The organism is Streptomyces sp. TAA040 (genome assembly GCF_000424845.1).
Genome location: NZ_AUKR01000008.1, coordinates 145,772 through 166,230, shown reverse-complemented (window position 1 = coordinate 166,230; position 20,459 = coordinate 145,772). Strand labels below are relative to the sequence as shown.

At 75.5% G+C, this 20,459-nt stretch carries 19 protein-coding genes; 12 read left to right on the top strand and 7 right to left on the bottom strand.

Translation table 11 applies throughout. The features are described from left to right. Window positions 1-254: 254 nt before the first annotated feature. The 4 genes from rsgA to H300_RS25830 all read left to right on the top strand — a co-directional run bounded on the left by rsgA (window position 255) and on the right by H300_RS25830 (window position 4,632). Window positions 255-1,460: a ribosome small subunit-dependent GTPase A gene (gene rsgA, locus H300_RS25835; RefSeq protein WP_078515824.1), complete on the top strand. Its 1,206-nt coding sequence runs from the start codon at window positions 255-257 to the stop codon at window positions 1,458-1,460. A 264-nt stretch (window positions 1,461-1,724) separates the two neighbouring features. Next, complete coding sequence (locus tag H300_RS0108825) at window positions 1,725-2,243, top strand: hypothetical protein (RefSeq protein WP_486583672.1); 519 nt, start codon at window positions 1,725-1,727, stop codon at window positions 2,241-2,243. Between the two features lie 362 nt (window positions 2,244-2,605). Further along, window positions 2,606-4,117: an AlkA N-terminal domain-containing protein gene (locus tag H300_RS0108820; protein ID WP_037979574.1), complete on the top strand. Its 1,512-nt coding sequence runs from the start codon at window positions 2,606-2,608 to the stop codon at window positions 4,115-4,117. Window positions 4,118-4,119: 2 nt separating this feature from the next. Next, on the top strand, window positions 4,120-4,632 hold the full coding sequence (locus H300_RS25830; RefSeq protein WP_037979572.1) for a methylated-DNA--[protein]-cysteine S-methyltransferase: 513 nt from the start codon (window positions 4,120-4,122) through the stop codon (window positions 4,630-4,632). 105 nt (window positions 4,633-4,737) lie between these two features. On the opposite strand, the gene H300_RS0108810 is transcribed toward H300_RS25830, so the two are convergent. Together H300_RS0108810 and H300_RS0108805 are read right to left on the bottom strand one after the other, a co-directional pair. Beyond that, the gene (locus H300_RS0108810; RefSeq protein WP_028427140.1) at window positions 4,738-5,127 is read right to left on the bottom strand and encodes a PPOX class F420-dependent oxidoreductase; all 390 of its coding nucleotides are present in this window, start codon (window positions 5,125-5,127) and stop codon (window positions 4,738-4,740) included. A 157-nt stretch (window positions 5,128-5,284) separates the two neighbouring features. Further along, on the bottom strand, window positions 5,285-5,770 hold the full coding sequence (locus H300_RS0108805; RefSeq protein WP_028427139.1) for a DUF456 domain-containing protein: 486 nt from the start codon (window positions 5,768-5,770) through the stop codon (window positions 5,285-5,287). 328 nt (window positions 5,771-6,098) lie between these two features. Between H300_RS0108805 and H300_RS0108800 the strand changes: the two genes are divergently transcribed. Further along, window positions 6,099-7,511 (top strand): protein phosphatase 2C domain-containing protein, encoded by a 1,413-nt coding sequence (locus H300_RS0108800; protein ID WP_028427138.1) that lies wholly within the window; start codon window positions 6,099-6,101, stop codon window positions 7,509-7,511. Window positions 7,512-7,653: 142 nt separating this feature from the next. On the opposite strand, the gene H300_RS0108795 is transcribed toward H300_RS0108800, so the two are convergent. Both H300_RS0108795 and H300_RS0108790 read right to left on the bottom strand, forming a co-directional pair. Beyond that, window positions 7,654-8,691: a DUF2637 domain-containing protein gene (locus H300_RS0108795; RefSeq protein ID WP_028427137.1), complete on the bottom strand. Its 1,038-nt coding sequence runs from the start codon at window positions 8,689-8,691 to the stop codon at window positions 7,654-7,656. Window positions 8,692-8,835: 144 nt separating this feature from the next. Next, complete coding sequence (locus tag H300_RS0108790) at window positions 8,836-9,696, bottom strand: (2Fe-2S)-binding protein (RefSeq protein WP_028427136.1); 861 nt, start codon at window positions 9,694-9,696, stop codon at window positions 8,836-8,838. A gap of 322 nt (window positions 9,697-10,018) precedes the next feature. On the opposite strand from H300_RS0108790, the gene H300_RS25825 reads away from it, so the two are divergent. Continuing rightward, window positions 10,019-10,645, top strand: coding sequence for a GntR family transcriptional regulator (locus H300_RS25825; protein ID WP_486583667.1), 627 nt, complete (start codon window positions 10,019-10,021; stop codon window positions 10,643-10,645). 64 nt (window positions 10,646-10,709) lie between these two features. Here the strand turns inward: H300_RS25825 and H300_RS0108780 are convergent, their stop codons facing one another. Together H300_RS0108780 and H300_RS0108775 are read right to left on the bottom strand one after the other, a co-directional pair. Next, window positions 10,710-11,474, bottom strand: coding sequence for a hypothetical protein (locus tag H300_RS0108780; protein ID WP_028427135.1), 765 nt, complete (start codon window positions 11,472-11,474; stop codon window positions 10,710-10,712). Between the two features lie 104 nt (window positions 11,475-11,578). Then, window positions 11,579-13,510, bottom strand: coding sequence for a heavy metal translocating P-type ATPase (locus tag H300_RS0108775; RefSeq protein WP_037979567.1), 1,932 nt, complete (start codon window positions 13,508-13,510; stop codon window positions 11,579-11,581). 44 nt (window positions 13,511-13,554) lie between these two features. Here H300_RS0108775 and H300_RS0108770 point away from each other — a divergent pair, with 44 nt between their 5' ends. From H300_RS0108770 to H300_RS31805, 4 genes are all read left to right on the top strand, one after another. Beyond that, entirely contained in the window at window positions 13,555-13,920 is a 366-nt protein-coding gene (locus H300_RS0108770) for a metalloregulator ArsR/SmtB family transcription factor (protein ID WP_028427133.1), read from the top strand. 190 nt (window positions 13,921-14,110) lie between these two features. Then, a complete protein-coding gene (locus H300_RS25820; protein ID WP_106966779.1) occupies window positions 14,111-14,692 on the top strand; it encodes a helix-turn-helix domain-containing protein in 582 nt (193 codons plus the stop codon). Between the two features lie 58 nt (window positions 14,693-14,750). Next, window positions 14,751-15,182 carry a hypothetical protein gene (locus tag H300_RS29185; protein ID WP_199779153.1) on the top strand — a complete coding sequence of 144 codons (432 nt, stop codon included), beginning with the start codon at window positions 14,751-14,753 and terminating at the stop codon, window positions 15,180-15,182. A gap of 171 nt (window positions 15,183-15,353) precedes the next feature. After that, window positions 15,354-15,995, top strand: coding sequence for a hypothetical protein (locus H300_RS31805; RefSeq protein ID WP_037979564.1), 642 nt, complete (start codon window positions 15,354-15,356; stop codon window positions 15,993-15,995). 632 nt (window positions 15,996-16,627) lie between these two features. Here the strand turns inward: H300_RS31805 and H300_RS0108755 are convergent. Continuing rightward, a complete protein-coding gene (locus H300_RS0108755) occupies window positions 16,628-18,349 on the bottom strand; it encodes a PucR family transcriptional regulator (RefSeq protein ID WP_028427132.1) in 1,722 nt (573 codons plus the stop codon). A gap of 581 nt (window positions 18,350-18,930) precedes the next feature. On the opposite strand from H300_RS0108755, the gene H300_RS0108750 reads away from it, so the two are divergent. Beyond that, entirely contained in the window at window positions 18,931-19,836 is a 906-nt protein-coding gene (locus tag H300_RS0108750; protein WP_028427131.1) for an FAD binding domain-containing protein, read from the top strand. Beyond that, on the top strand, window positions 19,827-20,459 hold the full coding sequence (locus H300_RS0108745; protein ID WP_028427130.1) for a (2Fe-2S)-binding protein: 633 nt from the start codon (window positions 19,827-19,829) through the stop codon (window positions 20,457-20,459). The genes H300_RS0108750 and H300_RS0108745 overlap by 10 nt, the downstream gene beginning before the upstream one ends.

The following is a 20,459-nucleotide window of genomic DNA, read 5'->3' as shown; positions in this document are numbered from 1 at the left end:
AGGCGGGGCGCCGCTGGAAAAGGAGTGGCGGAGGGGCCGCGCTACGGCTAGCGTCCGGACTGTTCCGCGGCGCCACCGTACGCCGCGCCGTCAGGCCGAACGGGAGGTGAGGACATTGACGACCACGACTGCGCCGGGCAGTGCCCGCATCCGCATGCTCCTCGTGTTCTCCACCCCTGTGGCCCCCGGCTGACCGCACGCGTTTCACCGCGCCTGCGAGCGCGCGGCCGGGCCACTCTGTGAAGGGTTCCCCCGTGACTCTCCCGGCATCTTCTTCGCCGTACCCCGCCGACGGAACCCCGCCGGCGTCCGCGACCTCCGCCCGACCGGAGCCCGCTCCCGCTCTCCCGCCCCGGGGGAGCACCTCCCCGTCCTCCGCGCCACCGCCCTCCCCGCCGCCGCGCGGCCACGGCTGGGACGCGGAACGGACCGTCGAGTTCGCGCCGTACGCGGCGCGGGGCCTGGTGCCCGGACGCGTGGTCCGGGTCGATCGCGGCCAGTGCGAGGCGGCCACCGCCACCGGCACGCTCCTCGCCGGCACCGCCCCCGTCGCCTCGGCCGACCCGACGCGGTCGGTGTGCACCGGCGACTGGGTCGTGCTCGATCCGGCGGCCGATCCTCCGCTGGTCCGCGCGCTGCTGACCCGGCGGACCGCGTTCCTGCGCTCCACCTCGTCGAAGCGATCCGACGGGCAGGTGCTTGCCGCCAACATCGACCATGCCGTCATCTGCGTGTCCCTCGCCGAGGAGTTCGACCTCGGGCGGCTGGAGCGCTTCGTCGCACTGGCCTGGGGGAGCGGCGCCCGGCCGGTGGTCGTCCTGACCAAGTCCGACCTGGTGCCCGCCCTCGCCCCGCTGCTCCAGGACGCAGCCCTGGCCGCCCCCGGTGTGCCGGTGCTGGCCGTCAGTTCCCCCACCGAGGACGGTCTGACCGCCCTCACCGCCGAACTGGGCGGTGGGACCGCCGTCCTCCTCGGCCGCTCCGGGGCGGGGAAGTCCACCCTCGTCAACGCACTCCTGGGCACCCCGGCGATGCGGGTGAACGCCGTCCGGGACCAGGACGGCAAGGGCCGGCACACCACAACGACCCGGGAGCTGTTCCCGCTGCCGGGCGGCGGTGCGCTGATCGACACCCCGGGCTTGCGCGGAGTGGGCCTGTGGGAGGCCGAGGATGGACTGGAGCGCACCTTCGCCGACGTCGAGGACCTCGCGGCGCGTTGCCGGTTCCCCGACTGCGGGCACCGCAGCGAACCGGGCTGCGCCGTCCTCGCGGCGCTGGACGAGGGCACGCTGCCGCACCGGCGGCTGGAGAGCTACCGCAAGCTCCAGCGGGAGAGCGAACGGCTCGCCGCCCGCACCGACGCCCGGCTTCGGGCGGAACGCAGGAAGGAGTTCGCGCAGCGCCAGGCGCTCGGGCGCCACATGGCCGAGCGGAAACGCGGCCGACCCGGACGGTCCTGAGGGCTGCCCCGCCCTCCCCGGCGGGCGCACGGCGTCAGCTACGGTGGCTCGCCGCGTTCGGAATCGTCCCCTCTACGACGCGTAGGCGGAGGTCCCGCCGTCCGCGGCGCACCGCATCCGAAGCCCGGTGGCCCTCCCGCGGGGGCGGCGGGACAGCCCGTAGGCTGGCCCGGTGCCGCACACCTGCTCCGTCCCGCGCCGGGCGGCCCGGTGGTGACCGCACCGCTCGACGCGCTGGACTTCCAACTGGTGCTGCTGCGCCGGATGGCGGACTTCCAGCCCGACCTGGTGGCCGACGCGCTGCGCCGGCTGGGCACCGACCGGGCCCGGATGCGCGAGTCCAACCGGCGCTGGCAGGCGGCGGTCCGCTCGCCGCGGGGCCGTGGGACCCTCGCCCGCTACCGGTCCGTGCTCGGGCCACCGGTGGCCGTCCTGCCGCGGACCATCGGCGACCTGGAGTGCGAGGCGCTGTGCTGGTCGGTGCCGCTGTGGCCGACCCTGTGGTTCGAGGCGCTGGCCGCCCCGGGCGGTGCGGTGTGGAACGAGTGGCTGATCCGGGCTCCCGGCGCGCCGGGCCCGCGGCTGCGTACCGTCGGGGACCTGCGCCCGTGGTCCTGCACGGTGGACGAGGTCGGCCGCGCCTTTCCTCCGGCCCGTCCGCTGGAGGGCTCTGCCCCCACCCGGTGGCGGCTCGCCTTCACGGCTCCGGACGCCTCCGGAACACCGCGACCGGTGGTTGCCGAGTTCGGCGGGGGCCTGCTCCAGCGGCTGCCGCAGAGCTGAACTCCTTCGCGCACTCCCGGCATGGTCCCGGGAGTGCGCGAAGGAGCCGCGGCGGCGGGGAAGTCCGTTCCCCGGGGCAAGGGAGCGGCGTACGATGCCCGTATGAACCGACGACATTGACCCGGCCCGGGGCCCCTTCCAGCCTGTTCGCTCACCCGCAGGCTGTGCCTGTGCGCGTGGTGCGAGGACTTCGTCCTTCTCCACCCGGTCTACGCGGTCCTGTTCACCGAAACGGGACTGTCGGCGGCAGAGACCTCGTCGCTCTTCGTCCTCTGGTCCGTCAGCACCTTCGCCCTACCTGCTGATCGCGGCGTCCGAATCCCGCCAGTGACCGTCCCCGGGCAGGGCGCACACTGGACCCCATGACGGAAGCGGCGCAGGACGACGAGAGCCGGTACCAGGCGGTGCGCAGCCGGGACGGCCGTTTCGACGGCGTGTTCTTCACCGCGGTGCTCACCACCGGCATCTACTGCCGGCCGAGCTGCCCCGCCCGTACGCCGCACCGCCCCCACGTGCGGTTCTTCCGCTCCGCGGCGGCCGCTCAGGGCGCCGGCTTCCGGGCGTGCCGCCGCTGCCGCCCGGACGCGGCGCCCGGCTCGGCCGAGTGGAACGTCCGGGCGGATGCGGTCGGCCGGGCGATGCGGTTGATCGGGGACGGTGTGGTGGACCGCGAGGGGGTCGCCGGACTCGCCCGGCGGCTCGGGTACAGCGCCCGGCAGGTGCAGCGGCAGCTCCGCGCCGAATTGGGCGCCGGACCGGTCGCCCTGGCCCGGGCCCAGCGTGCGCACACCGCCTGCGTACTGCTGCGGAGCACCCGGCTGCCGGTGACCGAGATCGCCTTCGCCGCCGGGTTCGCCAGCGTCCGGCAGTTCAACGACACCGTCCGCGAGGTCTACGCGCTCACCCCGACCGTCCTGCGCGGCAGTGCGCCGAACGCCCCAGCGGGCCCCTCCGCCCGCGGGCGGAGGCCGGACGGGACGACGGGAGCGGGCGAGTCGGAGGGCGGGATCGTGCTGCGGCTGGCCTGCCGCCGTCCCTACGACGCCGCGCAGGTCTTCGGCTTCCTCGCCCGGCGCGCCGTCGCGGGCGTCGAGGAGGTGACCGGTCCGCCGGGAGACCGCCGGTACCGTCGCACGATGCGCCTGCCGTACGGGCACGCCGTCGCCGAGGTCGGCGAGCGGGGCGGGCCCGGGCGGCTCGACTGCCGGCTCCGCCTCACCGACCTGCGCGACCTCACCACCGCCGTGCAGCGGCTGCGCCGGCTGTTCGACCTGGACGCCGACCCCTGCGCGGTGACCGAGCGGCTCGCGGCGGACCCGTTGCTGGCACCCTCGGTGGCGGCCCGCCCCGGACTGCGCTCCCCGGGCAGCACCGACGGACACGAGTCGGCCGTCCGCACGGTACTGGGCCAGCAGGTCACCGTCTCCGCCGCACGCGCGCTGGCCGGCCGCCTCGTCGCCGTGTACGGGAAGCCCCTGCCGCACCCCGACGGCGGTCTCACCCACCTCTTCCCGGAGGCGGACACCCTGGCCGGTGCCGCTTTGGACGAGCTGGGCATGCCCGGTTCCCGACGTGCCGCCCTGCGTACCGTCGCCACCGCGCTGGCCGACGGCACGGTCGTCCTCGACCCCGGTGCGGAGCGGGACGCGGCCGAGGCCGGGCTGCTCGCGCTGCGCGGCGTGGGCCCCTGGACCGCCGGCTGCATCCGGATGCGGGCGCTCGGCGACCCCGACGTCTTCCTGCCCGGCGACGCCGGGGTGCGTCAGGGACTCCGCCTGCTCGGTACGGAGGTCCGGCGTGCGGAACGCTGGCGCCCCTGGCGCAGTTACGCCCTGCACCACCTGTGGAACACCGCCTGCCCCGAGGAGAGCTGACGATGCTGTACACCCGATGCGCGAGCCCGCTGGGCGAGCTGCTGTTCGCGGGCCCGAAGCCGGACGTCCTCGCCTCGGTGAGCATGCCGCGGCAGCGCGGCGCCCTCGCCGCCGGCCCGGACTGGGTCAGGGAGGATGCCGCGTTCGCGGAGGCGGTACGCCAGTTCGAGGCGTACTTCGCGGGCCGGCTGCGGCGGTTCGAGCTGGCGCTGCTCCCGGAGGGCACCGACTTCCGGCGCCGCGTCTGGGCCGCCCTGGACGAGGTGCCGTACGGGGAGACGGTGGCCTACGGGGAACTGGCCCGGCTCGCCGGAGCGCCGACGACCGCCGTCCGCGCGGTCGGCGGAGCGGTCGGCGCCAATCCGCTGCTCGTGGTGCGGCCCTGCCATCGGGTCATCGGCGCGAACGGCACACTGACCGGCTTCGCCGGCGGCCTGGCGGCGAAGCGCACGCTATTGGAGCTGGAGGGCGTCCTGCCCGCGGAGCAACCGGGGCTCTTCGCCGCGGGGGCCTGAACCGCCCCGCGCCACGTCGGGCCCGGACGCTCCCGGGCCGCTCGCACCCCCTGCGGCCGTTCCCCGGCCCGGCCGCCCGGGCTCGGGAACGGCCGCAGGGAGGGGTCAGCCCTCGTCCAGTCCCCAGCTCCGTATCCAGCGGGGGTGGATACGGATGACCTCCTCGCTGAAGTGCGGTCCCAGCTCGTGCGCGCCGACCAGCAGTTCGGCCGTACCGCGGATCTCCACCCCGCGGACCTGCCACGGCGACTCGCTTACCAGGTCGTCCACGACGAGGGCCAGCCGGGGGTTCCCCCGCAGGTTGCGCCACTTCTTCGTGCGGCCCATGGCGAAACCGCCGACCAGGACCGTCCCGTCCTCCTGCGGGAAGAAGCCGACCGGATTGGCCTGCGGCTGTCCGCCGGGGTCCACGGTCGCCAGCCTGCCCAGTCGCCGGCCCGCCAGGTAGGCGCGCTCCGTCTGGCTGAACGGGATGTCCTGGCTCGTATCCGTCATGGCCACAGGGTCACACATCGTGTCGTCGTCTGCGCGGGCCGCCGAAGGCCGCCGCCCGCGCCCGGCCCACCCGCGCCCGGTCGCCGGGCCGCCGCGCGTCCGCCGCGATCCGCGTCCGCGCCGGTGCGTGGCGCCCGGTCGCGGGCTGGCTCGGGGATCACCCGTTGCGGAGGGCGACCACCGCCCACATCCCGGCCACCAGCAGGCAGCCGTAGAGGGCGATCGCCATGTGCAGGCCGCCCGCCCGCAGTGTCGTCCTGGCGGAGGTCGCGGCGGCGCCGTGCGACCCCAGCCGGATCCGCTCGGGGGCGTACAGCCCGGCCAGGGACCCCGGCAGCATGCCCAGCACCGGGAGGAGGCAGAAGCCGGCGATGCCTCCGCAGGCGGCCGACAGCAGGTTCCGCCGCCTGACCGGTGTGCGCGGGAAGGCCCGCTGCGGCAGCAGCCACTGGACGGCCCGGCCGGTGACCAGTACCGCGGTCGCGGCCAGCAGTACCCACCAGCCCGGGGCGTCGGGGTCGGCCGCGGCCCACCAGAACACCGCCGCCCAGACGACCAGCGGGCCGGGGACCCCCGGGATCGCGGTGCCCAGCAGCCCGAGCAGCATCACCAGGGCCATCGGTACGAAGTGCCAGTCCGCCATCGGCCCCTCGTCGGGGAAGGAGCCGCACGGCGCGCGCCGTGCGGCTCCTTCCGGGCAACGGCGGGCGCGAGGCGAGGCTTCCCGGAGCGGTGCACGTGGGGGCGGCGCGGGAAGGGGGCGGCGCGCGTCCGTCGTGCACTCCGGAGTGCACGACGTGCTGGGAGTCCGTTGGCCGCCACGGGGGGGTGATTCCGTCAGCACCACGTTGACGTGCACGGCCCTTCGTCGCCGGCCTGGCGCGGGCCGCCGGCCGCGGAGGGCCGGGGTGATCACGTCCGGGGCCACCCGGGGGTGTGCCCCGTCACGGGCGGCGGGAACAATGAAGGGCATGACAGGTCAGGGCGAACGGGCCGAGCCGCCCGACTGGTGGAGCCAGCTCTATGCCGAGAGCGCCCCCGACACCGGCAGCGCACCGACGGGGGACACCATCGACGACCGCTTCGACTCGGCTTCGCGCACCGTCGGGAGCGGAGGCGGCAACGGCCCCGCCTCCGCTCCCGCGCCGCCCGCCGCCCCCGGGCACACCGGTGCCGTGCCCGGCGGGCGCGCGATCGTGCCCGCGCCGCCGGCGCCGCGCAGGCCGGCGCCGGGCGGCCGGGCGTACGGTGCGGGGCCGGGCGGCTCCGGGCAGCAGGGCCGCCGGGAGCCCGGTACCGCACCGGTTCCGGCGCCCGCTCCGGTCGGGCCCGCGCCGGGCGGGCCCGAGTTCCTGGGGGACCGGCCGCCCACCTACGAGGCCGAGCCGACGGCCCTGCCGACGGCGCACCCCGGCCGGCTCGACGAGCTGGTTCCGGACACGGTCCTGGAGGGCGCCCGGTACGGTCCGCTCACGGCCCGGGCGGTGTCGATGCGCGGCGACTCCGCGCGCTACCGGGGACGCCCTCGCGGGGACGCCCTGCTCGTCGCCCGCTTCGGAACAGGTGACGCGGCGCTGTTGCTGATCGCCGTAGCCTGCGGCGACCGTGCCGCCGAGGACGGGCACCTGGCCGCGCGCGACGCCTGCGAGTGGATCGGCGGAGCCGTCGGCCGCAGCCACGCCCGTCTCGCGGAGGACATCGCCGCGGACCGGCGCGAGGCCCTCAAGTCCGGCCTTGGACGACTCACCGGGCGCAGCATGGGCAAACTCCGGGCGCGGGCCGCCGAGACCGGGCGCGGACCGGAGGAGTACGCCGCCGAACTGCGGTGCCTGCTCCTGCCGGTGGATCCGCGCTGCCGCACCCGGATCCACTTCGGGGTGGGGGAGGGCGGCCTTTTCCGACTGCGCGACGGCGTCTGGGAGAACCTCGATCCGTCCGGCGGCTACCCCTCCGGCCGGGACGGCGGCTCCGGCGCGGACGAGAGGGAAGGCGCTGTCGGCGCCGGGCCGGGTTCCCTGCCGGACCCTCGCTCCGGCGGGGCCCTTGCCGCGCCGGAGCGAGGGCGTCCGGGCGCCTCCACCGGTGCCGGGGCCGAGGGCTTCCCCGGCACCGGCGCGCGCACCGCACCGGACGGGGCGGGCGGGCAGCTGGTCGGTGTCCCGTTCCGGTTCCGGGCCTCGGTCGCCCGGCCGGGGGACGCGCTGGTGCTGTGCAGCCCCGGCTTCGGCGAACCGCTCCGGACCGAGGCGGCCCTCGCCGAGCACCTGGCGGAGCGGTGGTCGGGTCCGGAGGCGCCGGGCCTGGCCGGATTCCTGACGGACGTGCAGACCCGGGTGAAGGGCCATGCCGACGACCGCACCTGCGCGACCGTCTGGGAGAGCTGAACCGACCGCGTGCCCGCGGTCCCCTCCCGGTATTGGTCCCGGCACCGGGAGGGGACCGGCCGACGGATCATCCGCCGTCCCGGCCCCCTTCCCGCTGCCCGGCCGTCCGTGCCGGCTGCGCCGTGCGGCGCGCAGCCGATCCTCAGCCGAACTGCCGCTCGATGGCGGCCAGTTTCTCCTCCAAGGAGTCCAGCCGCGGGCTGGCCTGGCTGGTCTCGTCGCCGAGCGAGTCGGGCTTGGCCGACGAATCGGCCTTCGCCGGTCCGTCGCCGCCCGCGTCCATCACCGCCTGCAACGCGGGACGCCGGCTGACCGGGAGCTGCCCCGGCTCGACGGTCGCGGTGCCGAGTTCCACCTCCAGCGCGGGCTGCGCCGTGCGGTTGCGCGGCCAGCCCCGGTGCTGCCGGTTGAGCGCCTTGATACGCGCGCGCTCCAACTTCCCCTGCTCCTTGCGGCGCTGGCGTTCCTGCTCCTGCTCCCGGCGGTCCTCCCGCACCTCGTCGACCGCCTCGTCCAGGGTGCGCACGCCCTCCAGCAGCATCAGCGACCAGGCGCGGAAGGTCTCCCGCGGTGCGCGCAACCAGCGCACCACCCTGATCTGCGGCAGCGGACGCGGTACCAGGCCCTGCTCGCGCAGCGCGGCCTTCCGGGTCTGCTTCAGCGCCCGGTCGAAGAGGATGGCTGCGGAGAGCGACATCCCGGCGAAGAAGTGCGGTGCCCCGGCGTGGGCCATGCCGCGCGGAGCGTGCACCCAGTTGAACCAGGCCGCGGCCCCCGCGAACGTCCAGACCAGCAGGCGGGAGCCGAGCGACGCGTCCCCGTGGCTGGCCTCCCGGACGGCGATCACCGCGGAGAACATCGCCGCGCCGTCCAACCCGAACGGCACCAGGTACTCCCAGCCGCCCGAGAGATTGAGGTTCTCCCGGCCGAAGCCGACCAGCCCGTGGAAGGAGAGGGCTGCGGCGACCCCTGCGCAGCAGAACAGCAGCAGGTAGGAGGCCGTGGCGTAGACCGTCTCCTTTCGACGGCGGCGGTCCTCCATGCGTTCCCAGGAATCGGCCTGGGCCGGGTCCTCGGGGCGCTTGCGTCCTCGTGCCATCACCACCACCGCGCCGAGGAAGCCGACGAGCATCACCACGCCTGCCAGCACCCAGTTAAGCGATATGTCCGTCAGTCTCATCGGTGCCCCTTGTTCGGCTCTCGGCCGTGGCTTCCCTTTCGGGGAGCATCTTGGCGGAGTTTCGACGCTCCGCAGGGGTTTCCGGGTAAGAGCCCGCCGAACGGGGCACGGGGGGCCGTTCAGGGGGCCCGGGAGTCGAACAGACTAGCTGCGGCCGGTCAGGCGCTCGATTCGGGAGCTGTCGCAGGTGCGTGGGCAGGTGACGCAGGTGTCTTCGGGGCGCAGGGTGTAGAAGAGGCAGCAGCTCGACCGGTCGCGGGTGGTCAGTACCTGGCCACCGGGCGCGGTCAGCTCCCGGAAGGCGGCGCCGCCCGGGTAGCGTTTCGTCGCTCCGGGGAGCAGCCGGGAGGTCTCCGCCACGGCCCGCTCCTCCTCGCCGAGCAGCCGCCCGACGTACCAGAGGCCCTCGACGATCTCGTCCGCGGCAGCGCCCCACAGCGCCCTCGGCCCGCGCCGCATCCGGGGCCGGAAGGCGTCCAGCACCGGCCCGAGGTGGGCGGCGACCGCCTCCCGGACCTCGGCGCGCAGGGCCTCCTCACCCGCGACCACCCGGGCCTGCGGCCGCTGCGCGGCCGGGTCGTCGGGCAGGCAGGCGAACGATTCGGCACGCGCCCGGATACGACCGGTGTCGCGGTGGAAGGAGACGTCACCGGGGCCGAACCTGGGGACCCGGCGCAGCAGGAACCAGGGCGCGGTGATCAGGAGCGTGGCCGGCCAGGCATAGCGGTGCAGGCTGAAGGAGGCGACCACGTCGGGGCGGGCCGTGCGGGCGTAGTCGCGCTCCATCTGCGCGCCGTCCTGGGCGAGGAAGCGGTCCAGGACGGCGGGATCGGAGGCGAGCGCCTCCGCGCTGACCCAGCCCTCACCGCCGGGCAGTGCGCCCGGTTCCGTCACCTCGGTGATCCGCAGCATCGGCAGCACCGACATGAGCCGGGTGTAGGCGGCGGACAGCGGCGGTTCCGCGGTCGACGCGGCGGGCGCGTGAGCGAGGGTGGTGGCGGCCATACGACGTTCCCGTTTCCACGATCATCGAGCAGGTAAGCCTAACCTTATCCGATCGTGGGCGGGTTTGATCTCCGGCACTCTGGGCCTATCGTGCTCTTCGACACCCGGAGGGGACAGGAGCGGACAGATGGAGCGGACCCGAGCAGAGCCGGTCATAGGCGTCGGCGGGGACGGCGCGGCCCTACCCGTCCAGCAGTCCCGATCGGCCCCGTCGCGGAAGCCCTCCGCCGAGCGGCCCCGGCCTGCGGGGCCGGCCCCTTCCGACGGCGGCCCGGGCTCCGCCCGTGGCGAGCACACCCACGGTGAAACCCCCGCACCGCGGATGCCGCAGCGCCACTCGGTGCGTGGCCAGGTGCTGGCGGCCCTGCGTGAGGCGCTGCTCTCCGGCGAGCTGCGCTCCGGGGTCGTCTACTCCGCACCGGCACTCGCCGAGCGCTGGGACGTCTCGCCCACCCCGGTGCGCGAGGCGATGCAGCAGTTGGCCAGCGAGGGCGCGGTGGAGACGGTGCCGAACCGCGGCTTCCGGGTCGCCGAGCACAGCGCTGACGACCTGGCCGAGCTCGCCGAGGTGCGCATCCTGCTGGAGCTCCCGGTGCTGCTGCGGCTGCTGGAGGAGATGCCGTCCGCGCACTGGCAGCGGCTCCGCCCGCTCGCGGAGGCATCCGCCGCGCAGGCCGCGCGCGGCGACCGGGCCGGTTGCGCGGAGGCCGACCGGGAGTTCCACCGGGCGCTGCTCGATCCGGCCGGGAACCGGCAGCTCGTGGCGGTGGCCGAGGATCTGTGGCGCCGCACCTGCCGCCCGGCCGCCCGGCCGGACGACACCGGGGCGGCGGAGCGCGCCCCGGACCTCGCGACACGGGCCGCGGAGCACCAGGCGCTGGTCGAGGCGCTGGTGGCGGGGGACGCGTCCGCCGTCCGCGAGGTTCTGACCCGGCACCTCTCTGCCTGACCGCTGCCTCCCGGGAGCGGAGCCGGGCCGCGGCGCGGCCCGAGGGGGCCGGAGCGTCCGGGACTCAGGCGGCTGCGAGCCGGTCGGCCAGCCAGGTGGGCACCCCGCCCAGCAACCGGAACAGGCGCTCCGCCTCCGCCCGCAGCCGGGCCGCCCGCGGGCCGGTCTCCACGTCCGCCAGTGCCACCAGGGCCGGCGCCATCCCGACCAGAAAGCCGAGCTCCTCGCGCAACCGGAGCGACTCGGTGAAGCCGTGCCGGGCCTCGGTCAGCTCGCCCTCGCGCAGCGCCAGACCGGCCAGGTGGCGCCAGGTGAAGGACTGCAGCAGCGGGTTGCCGTGCGCGGTGGCCCCGGCGTGGGCGCGCCGGTAGGCGGCGCGCGCGGCCTGCGCGTTCTCGGAGATGTGCTCGGCGAGGAGTCCCCGCCGGAAGTCCAGCAGCGCCCGGTGCGGTGCGCCGGGCGGCAGCAGCGCGGCGGCCCGGCCGAGGGCTGCGCGGGCCTCGTCGGTGCGGTCCCGCACCGACAGGACGGTGGAGGCGTACGCGAGGTGGCCGCGTTCGCATGCCGCGACGCCGCGCACGTCGTCCGCGACCGCCAGCGCCTCCGCGTTGCGCAGGGCGTCCTCGGCGGCGGCCCAGCCGCCGGCCGTGAACATGCAGCGTTCCACGAGCAGTGCGGCCCGTCGCACGGCGGCCTCCGGGTCTGTCCCTGCGGTGGGGGCCAGCAGCGCCGCCGCGTCGTCCCAGCACCCCCGGGACCGCAGCCGCCACACCGCCCGTTCGAGCGGATCGTCCCCCTCGCCGTTGTCCAGCCGTACCGAACGAGACATGGCGGATTCCGCCACAGTGCCCTCCCCAAGCGCGCCGTCGAGCCGGATGTGCTCGCATCTCAGCACGGATCGGCCCCCCGGCCAAGGGAAAGGTGTGAATTGCTTCACAATCTTGGTCGGCCGCTCCAGGCACGCTCGCGGAGCATCCGCAGTCCGTTCAGACCGACCAGCACCGTGGAGCCCTCGTGGCCGGCCACGCCCAGCGGAAGGGGCAGGTGGCCGAGCAGGTCCCACGCCACCAGCAGGACGATCGCCGTCCCCGCGATCACGAGGTTCTGCACCACCAGCCGCCGCGCCTGCCGGGACAGCCGCACCACTGACGGCACCGCACCCAGGTCGTCCCGCACCAGGACGGCATCGGCGGTCTCCAGCGTCAGATCGGAGCCGGTCCGGCCCATCGCGACGCCGCAATGGGCACCGGCCAGCGCGGGGGCGTCGTTGACACCGTCGCCGATCGCGAGCACCCGGCGTCCGCTCCGCTCCAGCTCTGTCACCGCGGCCACCTTGTCCTGCGGAAGCAGCGCGCAGTGCACGGCGTCGGCGGCGATACCGCTCTCCGCGGCGAGCCGGGCCGCGGCCGGGCCGCGGTCGCCGGTCAGCAGCAGAGGCGGGCGTCCGGTGAGTCCCTCCAACCGTGCGACGGCGTCCGCCGCGCCGTCGCGGAGCCGGTCGCTCAGCCCGAGCAGCCCGGCCGGTACGCCGTCCAGCCGCACCTCCACCACGGTGAGTCCGCGGTCGTCCAGCTCCGCGGCCTCGGGCCGGGCTTCCGCACCCGGTGCTCCGATCTCGACCCGCCGGCCGTCGACGGTCGCCGCCACCCCGCGGCCCGGCGTCGCCGAGAAGCCGTCGACCACCAGCCCGTGCGGCTCCGCCGGGGCCGCGGCCACCGCCCGGCCGAGCGGGTGTTCGCTGCCCTCCTCCGCGGCGGCCGCCAGTCGCAGCAGACGCTCCCGACCGGGGCTGCCGGCCAGTTCACGGACCTCCACGAGGGCGGGCGTGCCGGTCGTCAGTGTCCCCGTCTTGTCCAGCACGACCTGGTCGACCGCGCCCAGCCGCTCCATGGCGGCGGCCGACCTGACCAGGACGCCGTGCCGGCCCGCGGTGGCGATGGCGGCGAGCAGCGGCGGCATGGTGGCCAGGACGACCGCGCAGGGCGAGGCAACGATCATGAAGGTCATGGCGCGCAGCAGCGCGGACTGCGTGGGATCGCCGAGCAGCAGCGGGACGAGGAAGACGCCCAGGGTGGCGGCCACCATCCCCGCCGCGTAGCGCTGCTCGATTCGTTCGATGAACAGCTGCCGCGGTGCCTTGGTCCGGCTCGCCTCCTCGACGAGTTCCGCCATCCGGGCGATCACGGACTCCGCGGCCGGGCGCCCGACCCGGACCCGCAGCATCCCGCGGGCGTTGAACGTGCCGGCGAACACCTCGTCACCGACCGCCTTGGCCACCGGCAGCGGTTCGCCGGTGATGGACGCCTGGTCGACCTCGCTCGCACCGCTCACGACGCGCCCGTCGGCGCCCACGCGCTCCCCGGGGCGCACCAGGACCAGCTCGCCCACCGACAGTTCCCCGACGCCGACGGACTCCTCCCGGCCGTCCGGACGGAGCCTGCGGGCCTGCTGCGGCGCCAGGTCGAGCAGGCTGCGCACGGAGTCCGCCGTGCAGCGGGTGGCGTACGCCTCCAGGGCTCCGGAGACCGCGAAGATCACGATGAGGAGCCCGCCCTCCAGCGGCTGCCCGAGGGCCGCGGCGGCCAGCGCGGCGACCACCATCAGCAGGTCAACGTCCAGAGTGCGCTCGCGGAGCGCGGCCACTCCCGAGCGGGCGGGCTCCCAGCCGCCGGCCGCGTAGCAGGCGGCCCAGCACGGCCAGACGGCCCATGCCGGGGCGGGCGCGAGGTGCAGCACGAGCCCGCACAGAAAGAGGCCCGCGGCGAGCGTCGCCCAGCGGGCCTCGGGCAGCCGGAGCAGCGGGGTGCGCCCGGTCGGGGCGGGGGACGGGTGCACGGCGCCACCTCGGCAGGAGAGAATGTACATGTGAAGAGTTATTCATGTAATCTGGGGACCGTAGCATGCTCGGCATGGGACACGGAGCCGACGGGCACGGAGCACCGGCCGCCGCACTGGACGCGGAGAGCGCCGCCTCGGTCGCGGCGACACTACAGGCCCTCGCGACCCCGTCCCGGCTGCTGATCCTCTCCCGGCTGAGGAAGAGCCCGATGCCGGTCACCGAACTCGCCGAGTCCGTCGGCATGGAGCAGTCGGCGGTCTCCCACCAGTTGCGCCTGCTGCGGGCGCTGGGCCTGGTCAGCGGAGCACGCGAGGGCCGCCGGATCGTGTACAGCCTGCACGACAGCCATGTCGCCCAACTGCTCGACGAGGCCTTCTACCACGTGGAGCACCTGCGCCTGGGTGACGGCGGGGCCCTTCCGAAGGACGCCCGCTGAGGCGACCGCTTACGGACACCGCCACCCGTTCCGCCCGGCCGACGGGCCGTCCAGCGGACCGGGAGCGGCCCGGTCACCGGCTCCGCACTCCGGTGGTCGGCCCCCGGCGGCTCGTGGCAGGATGCCCGGAGGACCGGCGGGGGCCGGTCCGACATATTCGAGAAGACGGGGTCGAGGGGCGGTGCACGACATGGCAGCCGGGGGCGAAGGACACGACAGGCCGACGGGCAGCCCGCTTTCCGAGCGGCTGGCCTACCTGTTCGCGAACATGCACCCGCCGGGAGCGCCGTACACGAACGCCCACGTGGCGGACGAGATCAGCCGCAACGCGGGGGAGTACGGCGGCGTGCGGCTGACGGAGCAGTACCTGTCCATGCTCCGCAACGGCAAGCGGGCCAACCCGAGCCCGGACCTGCTGCGGGCGCTGGCGAAGTTCTTCGGCGTCCAGGCCGGCTACCTGCTGGGAGACCTCTCCGCCTCCCAGACGCTGCGGCTGGAGGAGGAGGTCCAGTTCCTGGTGGCCATGCGCGACCAGCGGGTGCGGGCGATCGCCCTGCGCTCGGTCGGGCTGCCTCCGGAGGTGCAGGACAGCCTCACGGCCATCATCGGCCAGTTCCGGCAGCAGATGAACCTGCCGCCGGAACCGCCCGAGCCCCCGGGGCCCCCGGGGCCCGCCACGGGCCGGGCCCGCCCGGCACCCGCAGTGAGCGGTGGGGGCGGCGGAACCACGGCCCGGGGGGCCGGAGCCGAGGCACCCCGCCGGGAGGGCTGAGCCCCGCTGCCGGCCGCCGACGGCGACAGGGCACGAACACCGTGGAGGAGTGCGGGGCATGCGGACGAGACGGATGCGGCGGCGGTGCAACCGGCTCATCGCCGAACTCGGCCCCTCTCCCGGCACGGACCCGACCGGCCTGTGCGCACGGGCCGAGCAGCGGCTGGGCCGCCCGGTGCGCCTCGTGCCGATGGACCTCGACGGAGTGGTGTCCGGGGTGACGGCGACCACCGACGAGGCGTACTGGATCTTCCACGAGCGGCGTACCTCCCCGTGGCACCAGGTGCACATCGGCCTCCGCGAAATCGGTCACCTGCTGCTCGGCCACGAACAGCGGGCAGCCGTGACCGAACACGCGCTGGAGGCCTGCGCCCCCACCTGGACGCCGCCACTGCGATGCGCCGGATGGGGCTCACTCCCGACTTCGCCCGGCACAACCGCTACGGCGACCTCGCCGAGCAGGAGCCCGAGATCCTCGGCACGCTCCTGACGGCCCGGGTCGTCCCGCCGCCCGCCGCCGGGAAACCGCGATCGTCCGAGCGTGCCGCCGAACTCGCCGCCGCGCTCCGCCCGGCCCTGGCCCACGTCCGGTGCCGGGGCGGGACGCGGGCCCCGGTCCCGTCCCGGACGGCGACTCCAGCCCCGTCCGGCAGCGGCCGCGGTGTTCGACCTGCTGCACCTGGTCTGCTGCGCCCTCGCCTGGCTGCCCGCCGGGGTCAAGATCCGCGCATGGCTCCGGGACCGCGGCAACACCGACCTCGGACTCACCGCAGGCATGTGCGCCGGAGCGGCCCTCGTCTTCCTCCTCTCCGCCCCAGCGTCCACACCGCGTCCGACCGGGCTCACCGGCGTGGCCAACCTGGCCCTCGCCGTCCTCTGCACCGCCGTGGTCGGCTTCGTGGTCGGCGCGCTGTTGCTGCTGCCGCGCTGGACCGGACACGCGGACCGCTGGAGCCGACCGGTGCTCGGTGGCGCCGCCGCGCTGCGCCACGGCGCGGCGGCGGGCATGACCGAGCGGCGGACGGCCGCACTGGCCGAGGCGGCCGCGCTGCGCCGGGGGCTGAGCAACCGGGCCGCCGGTCACCTCCCGGGCCCTGTCGCCGACACGGTCGTGCTCGGCCGCCGCGGAGGACCCGGCGGCCGAGCACGAGCACCTCGCGCTGGTGGCCGTCTTCTCCCGGATGCCGGTGGTCGAGCGGATACTCGCGTCGGTTCCGCCGAAGCGGGGGTGACCGCGCGGCGGGCCACCGGGACTGCGTGCGAATCCAGCCGAACTCGGCGCCCGCCTGCGGACGGCCGTTGACCGTGAGTCGGGGCGGGTCGGAAACACTCCAGCGGGCTTCCCGGACCCTCGGAGCGGGGGCGGTGTTGTCCGCGAGGCGCGGAGGCGCGGCCCGTCCGTGCCCCGGCGCATTGCCTCGGCGAACCTCCGTCTCCCTCCTCGATCCGGCGTCCGACGGGCCCGCGGTGCTGACCGCAACCCGGAACACGGCGCACGCTGGCCGGGAATCCGTGCCGCGTGGCGACTTTCCGGCTGTGAACGGGAAAGTCGCCCTCAGGGCAATCGGCGGCGCCGCCCCCCGTGCTCACGCGGTCACCGGCCTCCGGCTGGTGGAGCTGCCATGGAACCGGTGGTGCGGCTCCGTGGCTTGATTTCACTGCCGTTCGCCGACGGACGGAAATGCGAACAGGTATCTGATGCATATCCGTTGCCGCATGAGGTACAAAGGTGTTGTGCCCGTCCGGTGTGCATCCCCCGTCGCACCGGGCGGGCCTTCGTCTTGCCGAATGCGGCCACACCCGTCTTCGCTGCTGCTTTGCCCCCGCGATTCCCACTCCGGATAAGCCGCAGCGTGCGGCACCCCTGCAATTGCACGACCCGCTCGGCGGCTCCGCGCAGAGCCCGTGAGCGCCTGCGCCCGCGGGCCCGGGAGATCAGGTCATGCGCAGGGCCAGGAAGAAGTCGAGCTTGTCCTCCAGCCGCGCCAGGTCCCGTCCGGTGAGCTGCTCGATCCGTCCGATCCGGTAGCGCAGGGTGTTCACGTGCAGGTGGAGCCGTCCGGCGCAGCGGGTCCAGGAGCCGTCCGCCTCCAGGAAGGCCTCCAGGGTGGCGACGAGTTCCGCGCGGTGCCGCGAGTCGTACGCGCGCAGCGGGTCCAGCAACCGTGCGGTGAACGCCCGTCGTACGTCGTCGGGGACGAAGGGCAGCAGCAGGACGTGCGAGGCCAGTTCCTCGTGCCCGGCGGCGCACACCCGTCCGGGCCGTGCGGCCGCGACCCGGCGGGCGTGCCGAGCCTCCTCCAGCGCCCCGTGCAGCCCCTCGGCCGAGCGGACCACCGCACTCACTCCGAGGGTCAGCCGCCCGTCCGCGCCCAGCCCGCCCGCCATCGCCTCCCGCACCGAGGCGAGCAGGGCGTCCGCGTGCAGGGCGTCCGCCGTCCCCGCCCCAACGGCCGCGCCCCCGCCCGCCGGCGCCCCGGCCGCGTCGGTCCGGGCGCGAGCGGCGGGGAAGAGCGGCACGAGCGCGACCGCCTCGCCGCCGGTGAGTGCGACGGAGACCCGGTCCGGCGGGCCGCCGCCGGTGCCGCCGGAGCCGCCGGGGTCGACGAGGATCTCCTCCAGTAGCGTCTGCGCGGCCGGACCGCCCGGGGAACCGTCGGCCTCCCACTCCACCGCGGCGACCACCACCTGCCACTGCGGGGCCGCCTCCGCGCCGGGCAGCAGCACCGGAGCAGCCCCCCGCAACCGGGCGGCGACCTCCCCCGGAGCGGCGCCCGACTGGACCAGCTCCAGCACCTCCTGGGCGAGCCTGCGGCGGACGGCGCGGGACGCGTCGGTGCGCTCCCGTTCGACGGCGATCAGTTGTGCCACCCCGTGCAGCAGGTCCAGCCGTTCGTCCGGCCAGTCGCCGGCGTCCGCCTCCACCACCAGCAGCCAGTCGGACAGCACGGTCTCGCGCAGGTCCCGAGCGGCGTCGCGGACCGGGAACAGCGAGTACGCCACCGCCCCCGCGCCCCGGCCCGCCGCGGCCCGGTGGGGGCCGCGCCGGCCGCCGCGGGAGGCGGCGAGGTGCGCGGCGGCCAACTGGGCGCGCACGTCCGCCGGCAGCTCCGGGCCACCGGGGCCGGGGCCCGCGATCCGCCGCCCGGTGGGCGAGAGCACCCAGGCTCGCAGGTCCAGGTCGTTGCCGAGCAGATCGAGCACCACGTCGGGGCCCCCGCCGGCTGGTCCGGCCGACATCATCCGGCGGTGCCGGTCGACGACGGCGGCGAGGTCGCCGGCCCGTTCACCGGATACCTGCCGCACCACGTGCTCGGTGATCGTCGCGAAGGCCACCCTCTCGTCCACGGCGAAGAGCGGCAGCCGGTGCCGGGCGCACGCCTCGACCAGGTCCTCCGGGACGGCGCCCAGCTCGGCCTCGCCCGCGGCGAGTCCGGCCACCGAGGCCGCCGTCAGCGTGCGGACGAACGGCTCGGAGTCCGCGGGCCCTCGGCGCCAGGCGAGCCCGGTGAGGACCAGCTCGCCGCCGGAGAGGTAGCGGCTGGGGTCCCGGAGGTCGGTGGTCATCACGCCGCGGACGGTGCGGTCCAGTTCGCCGTTCCCGCCGAGCATGCGCAGACCCAGCGAGTCGTTCTCCAGCAGTGCGCGCAGCCGCATGTCGTCGATCACCGTTCTGTCGGAAGCGGGGAGGGAGGGGCGTGAGCAGGTGAGGCGGAGGAAGACGTTCCGCGGGTGCGGGGCACCGGAAGGGCCGGCGGGCGGGAGACGGGCGCCGGAGGAGAGCGGGGACCGGGCCCCGGACCGGGAGGCGCCACTCGCCCTCGCCCGCGCCCCGTCCGCCGTTCGTCCGAACCTACAAGACCGGATGCCCGCTCAGCCAGTCGCTTCGTGCCATCGGTGACTGCACGCCCACTGCCCCGGACGGTCTACTGGGGCCACACCGGACGAACCGTTCGCGCCCGTGTCCCGGGGAGCCTCCGGGACCGCCGAGCACCGCTCGGCGACCCTCGGCGGACGGGCCGGAGGCGGCCGGAGCACCCGGACGCCGTCCAGCGCCACGCCGTAACGCAACCCTCGCAGCTCCCGTCCGCACTCCGAGCGCCCCCTCTCCCGGCCGCCCGAGCGTCCCCGTTCCCCGACCGCCCGAGCGTTCCACCGACCTCCGCACGCACGAGTCGACCGCCGCAGCAGCCGTGCGGGGCCCGCCCCGCACCGCGACCGATCCGAGAAGGGGTCCCATGGAGTTCCTGCGTCCCGCCCGCTGGGAGGAGGCGCTCGCCGCGAAGGCCGAGCATTCCGCGGCGGTGCCCCTCGCCGGCGGCACCGACGTGATGGTCGAGATCAACTTCGACCACCGTCGGCCCGCCCACCTGCTGGACCTCAGCCGGGTCGATCTCCTGCACCAGTGGGAGGTCGGCGCGGAGACCGTCCGACTGGGCGCCTCCGTCCCCTACTCCCGCATCATCGACCACCTGCGCGGCGAGCTGCCCGGGCTCGCCCTGGCCGCGCACACCGTCGGCTCCCCGCAGATCCGGAACCGGGGCAGCGTCGGGGGCAACCTGGGAGCCGCCTCGCCCGCCGGGGACGCACACCCCGCCCTGCTGTCCGCCGGTGCCGAGGTCGAGGTCGAGTCGGTGCGCGGCGCGCGTCTCCTGCCGGTCGACGACTTCTTCACCGGGGTCAAGCGCAACGCGCTCGCCCCGGACGAGCTGATCAAGTGGGTGCACATCAGAAGGGCCGCGGGCCCGCAGCAGTTCTCCAAGGTCGGTACGCGCAACGCGATGGTGATCGCGGTCTGCGCCTTCGGCCTCGCCCTCCACCCGGACACCGGGACGGTGCGGACGGGCATCGGCTCCGCCGCGCCCACCCCTGTGCGGGCGAGGGCGGCGGAGGACTTCCTGAACGCCGCACTGGCCGAGGGCGGATTCTGGGAGAGCGGCCGGTCCCTGCCCCCCTCTGTAGCCCGGGAGTTCTCCCAACTCGCCGCCGCGGCCTGCAACCCGATCGACGACGTGCGCGGCAGCGCGCGGTACCGCCGCCACGCGGTGGCCGTGATGGCCCGCCGCACCCTCGGCTGGACCTGGGACGCCTACCGCGGCGCGGGTCCGGCCGGTGACACCGAAGGGGGCACCCAGTGCGCGTGAACCTCACGGTCAACGGCCGTCCGCAGGAGGCCGACGACGTATGGGAGGGCGAGAGCCTGCTCTACGTCCTCCGCGAGCGGATGGGGCTGCCGGGCTCCAAGAACGCCTGCGAGCAGGGGGAGTGCGGTTCCTGCACGGTACGGCTGGACGGTGTGCCGGTGTGCGCCTGCCTGGTCGCTGCCGGCCAGGCCGAGGGACGGGAGGTGGTCACCGTCGAGGGGCTGGCCGACTTCGCCCGGCAGCGAGCCCGGGACTGTGCCTCCGGTGCCTGCGGCACCGACCCCGACGCGGCACGGCGGTGGCAGGCCCGCCCGGAGAACGCCGACGACCCGGACAGCGACCGGCCGGCTGCCGCCGAGCAGCCCCCGGCGCCCCCGCTCTCCCCGGTGCAGCAGGCCTTCATCGACGCCGGCGCCGTGCAGTGCGGGTTCTGCACCCCGGGACTGCTGGTCGCCGCCGACGAACTGATCGAGCGCAACCCGCAGCCCAGCGACGCGGACATCCGCGAGGCGCTGTCCGGCAACCTGTGCCGTTGCACGGGGTACGAGAAGATCCTCGACGCGGTACGGCTGACGGCCGCCCGCGGCGGGACCGACCCCGCGAGTGCGGGAACAGGAGCCTGA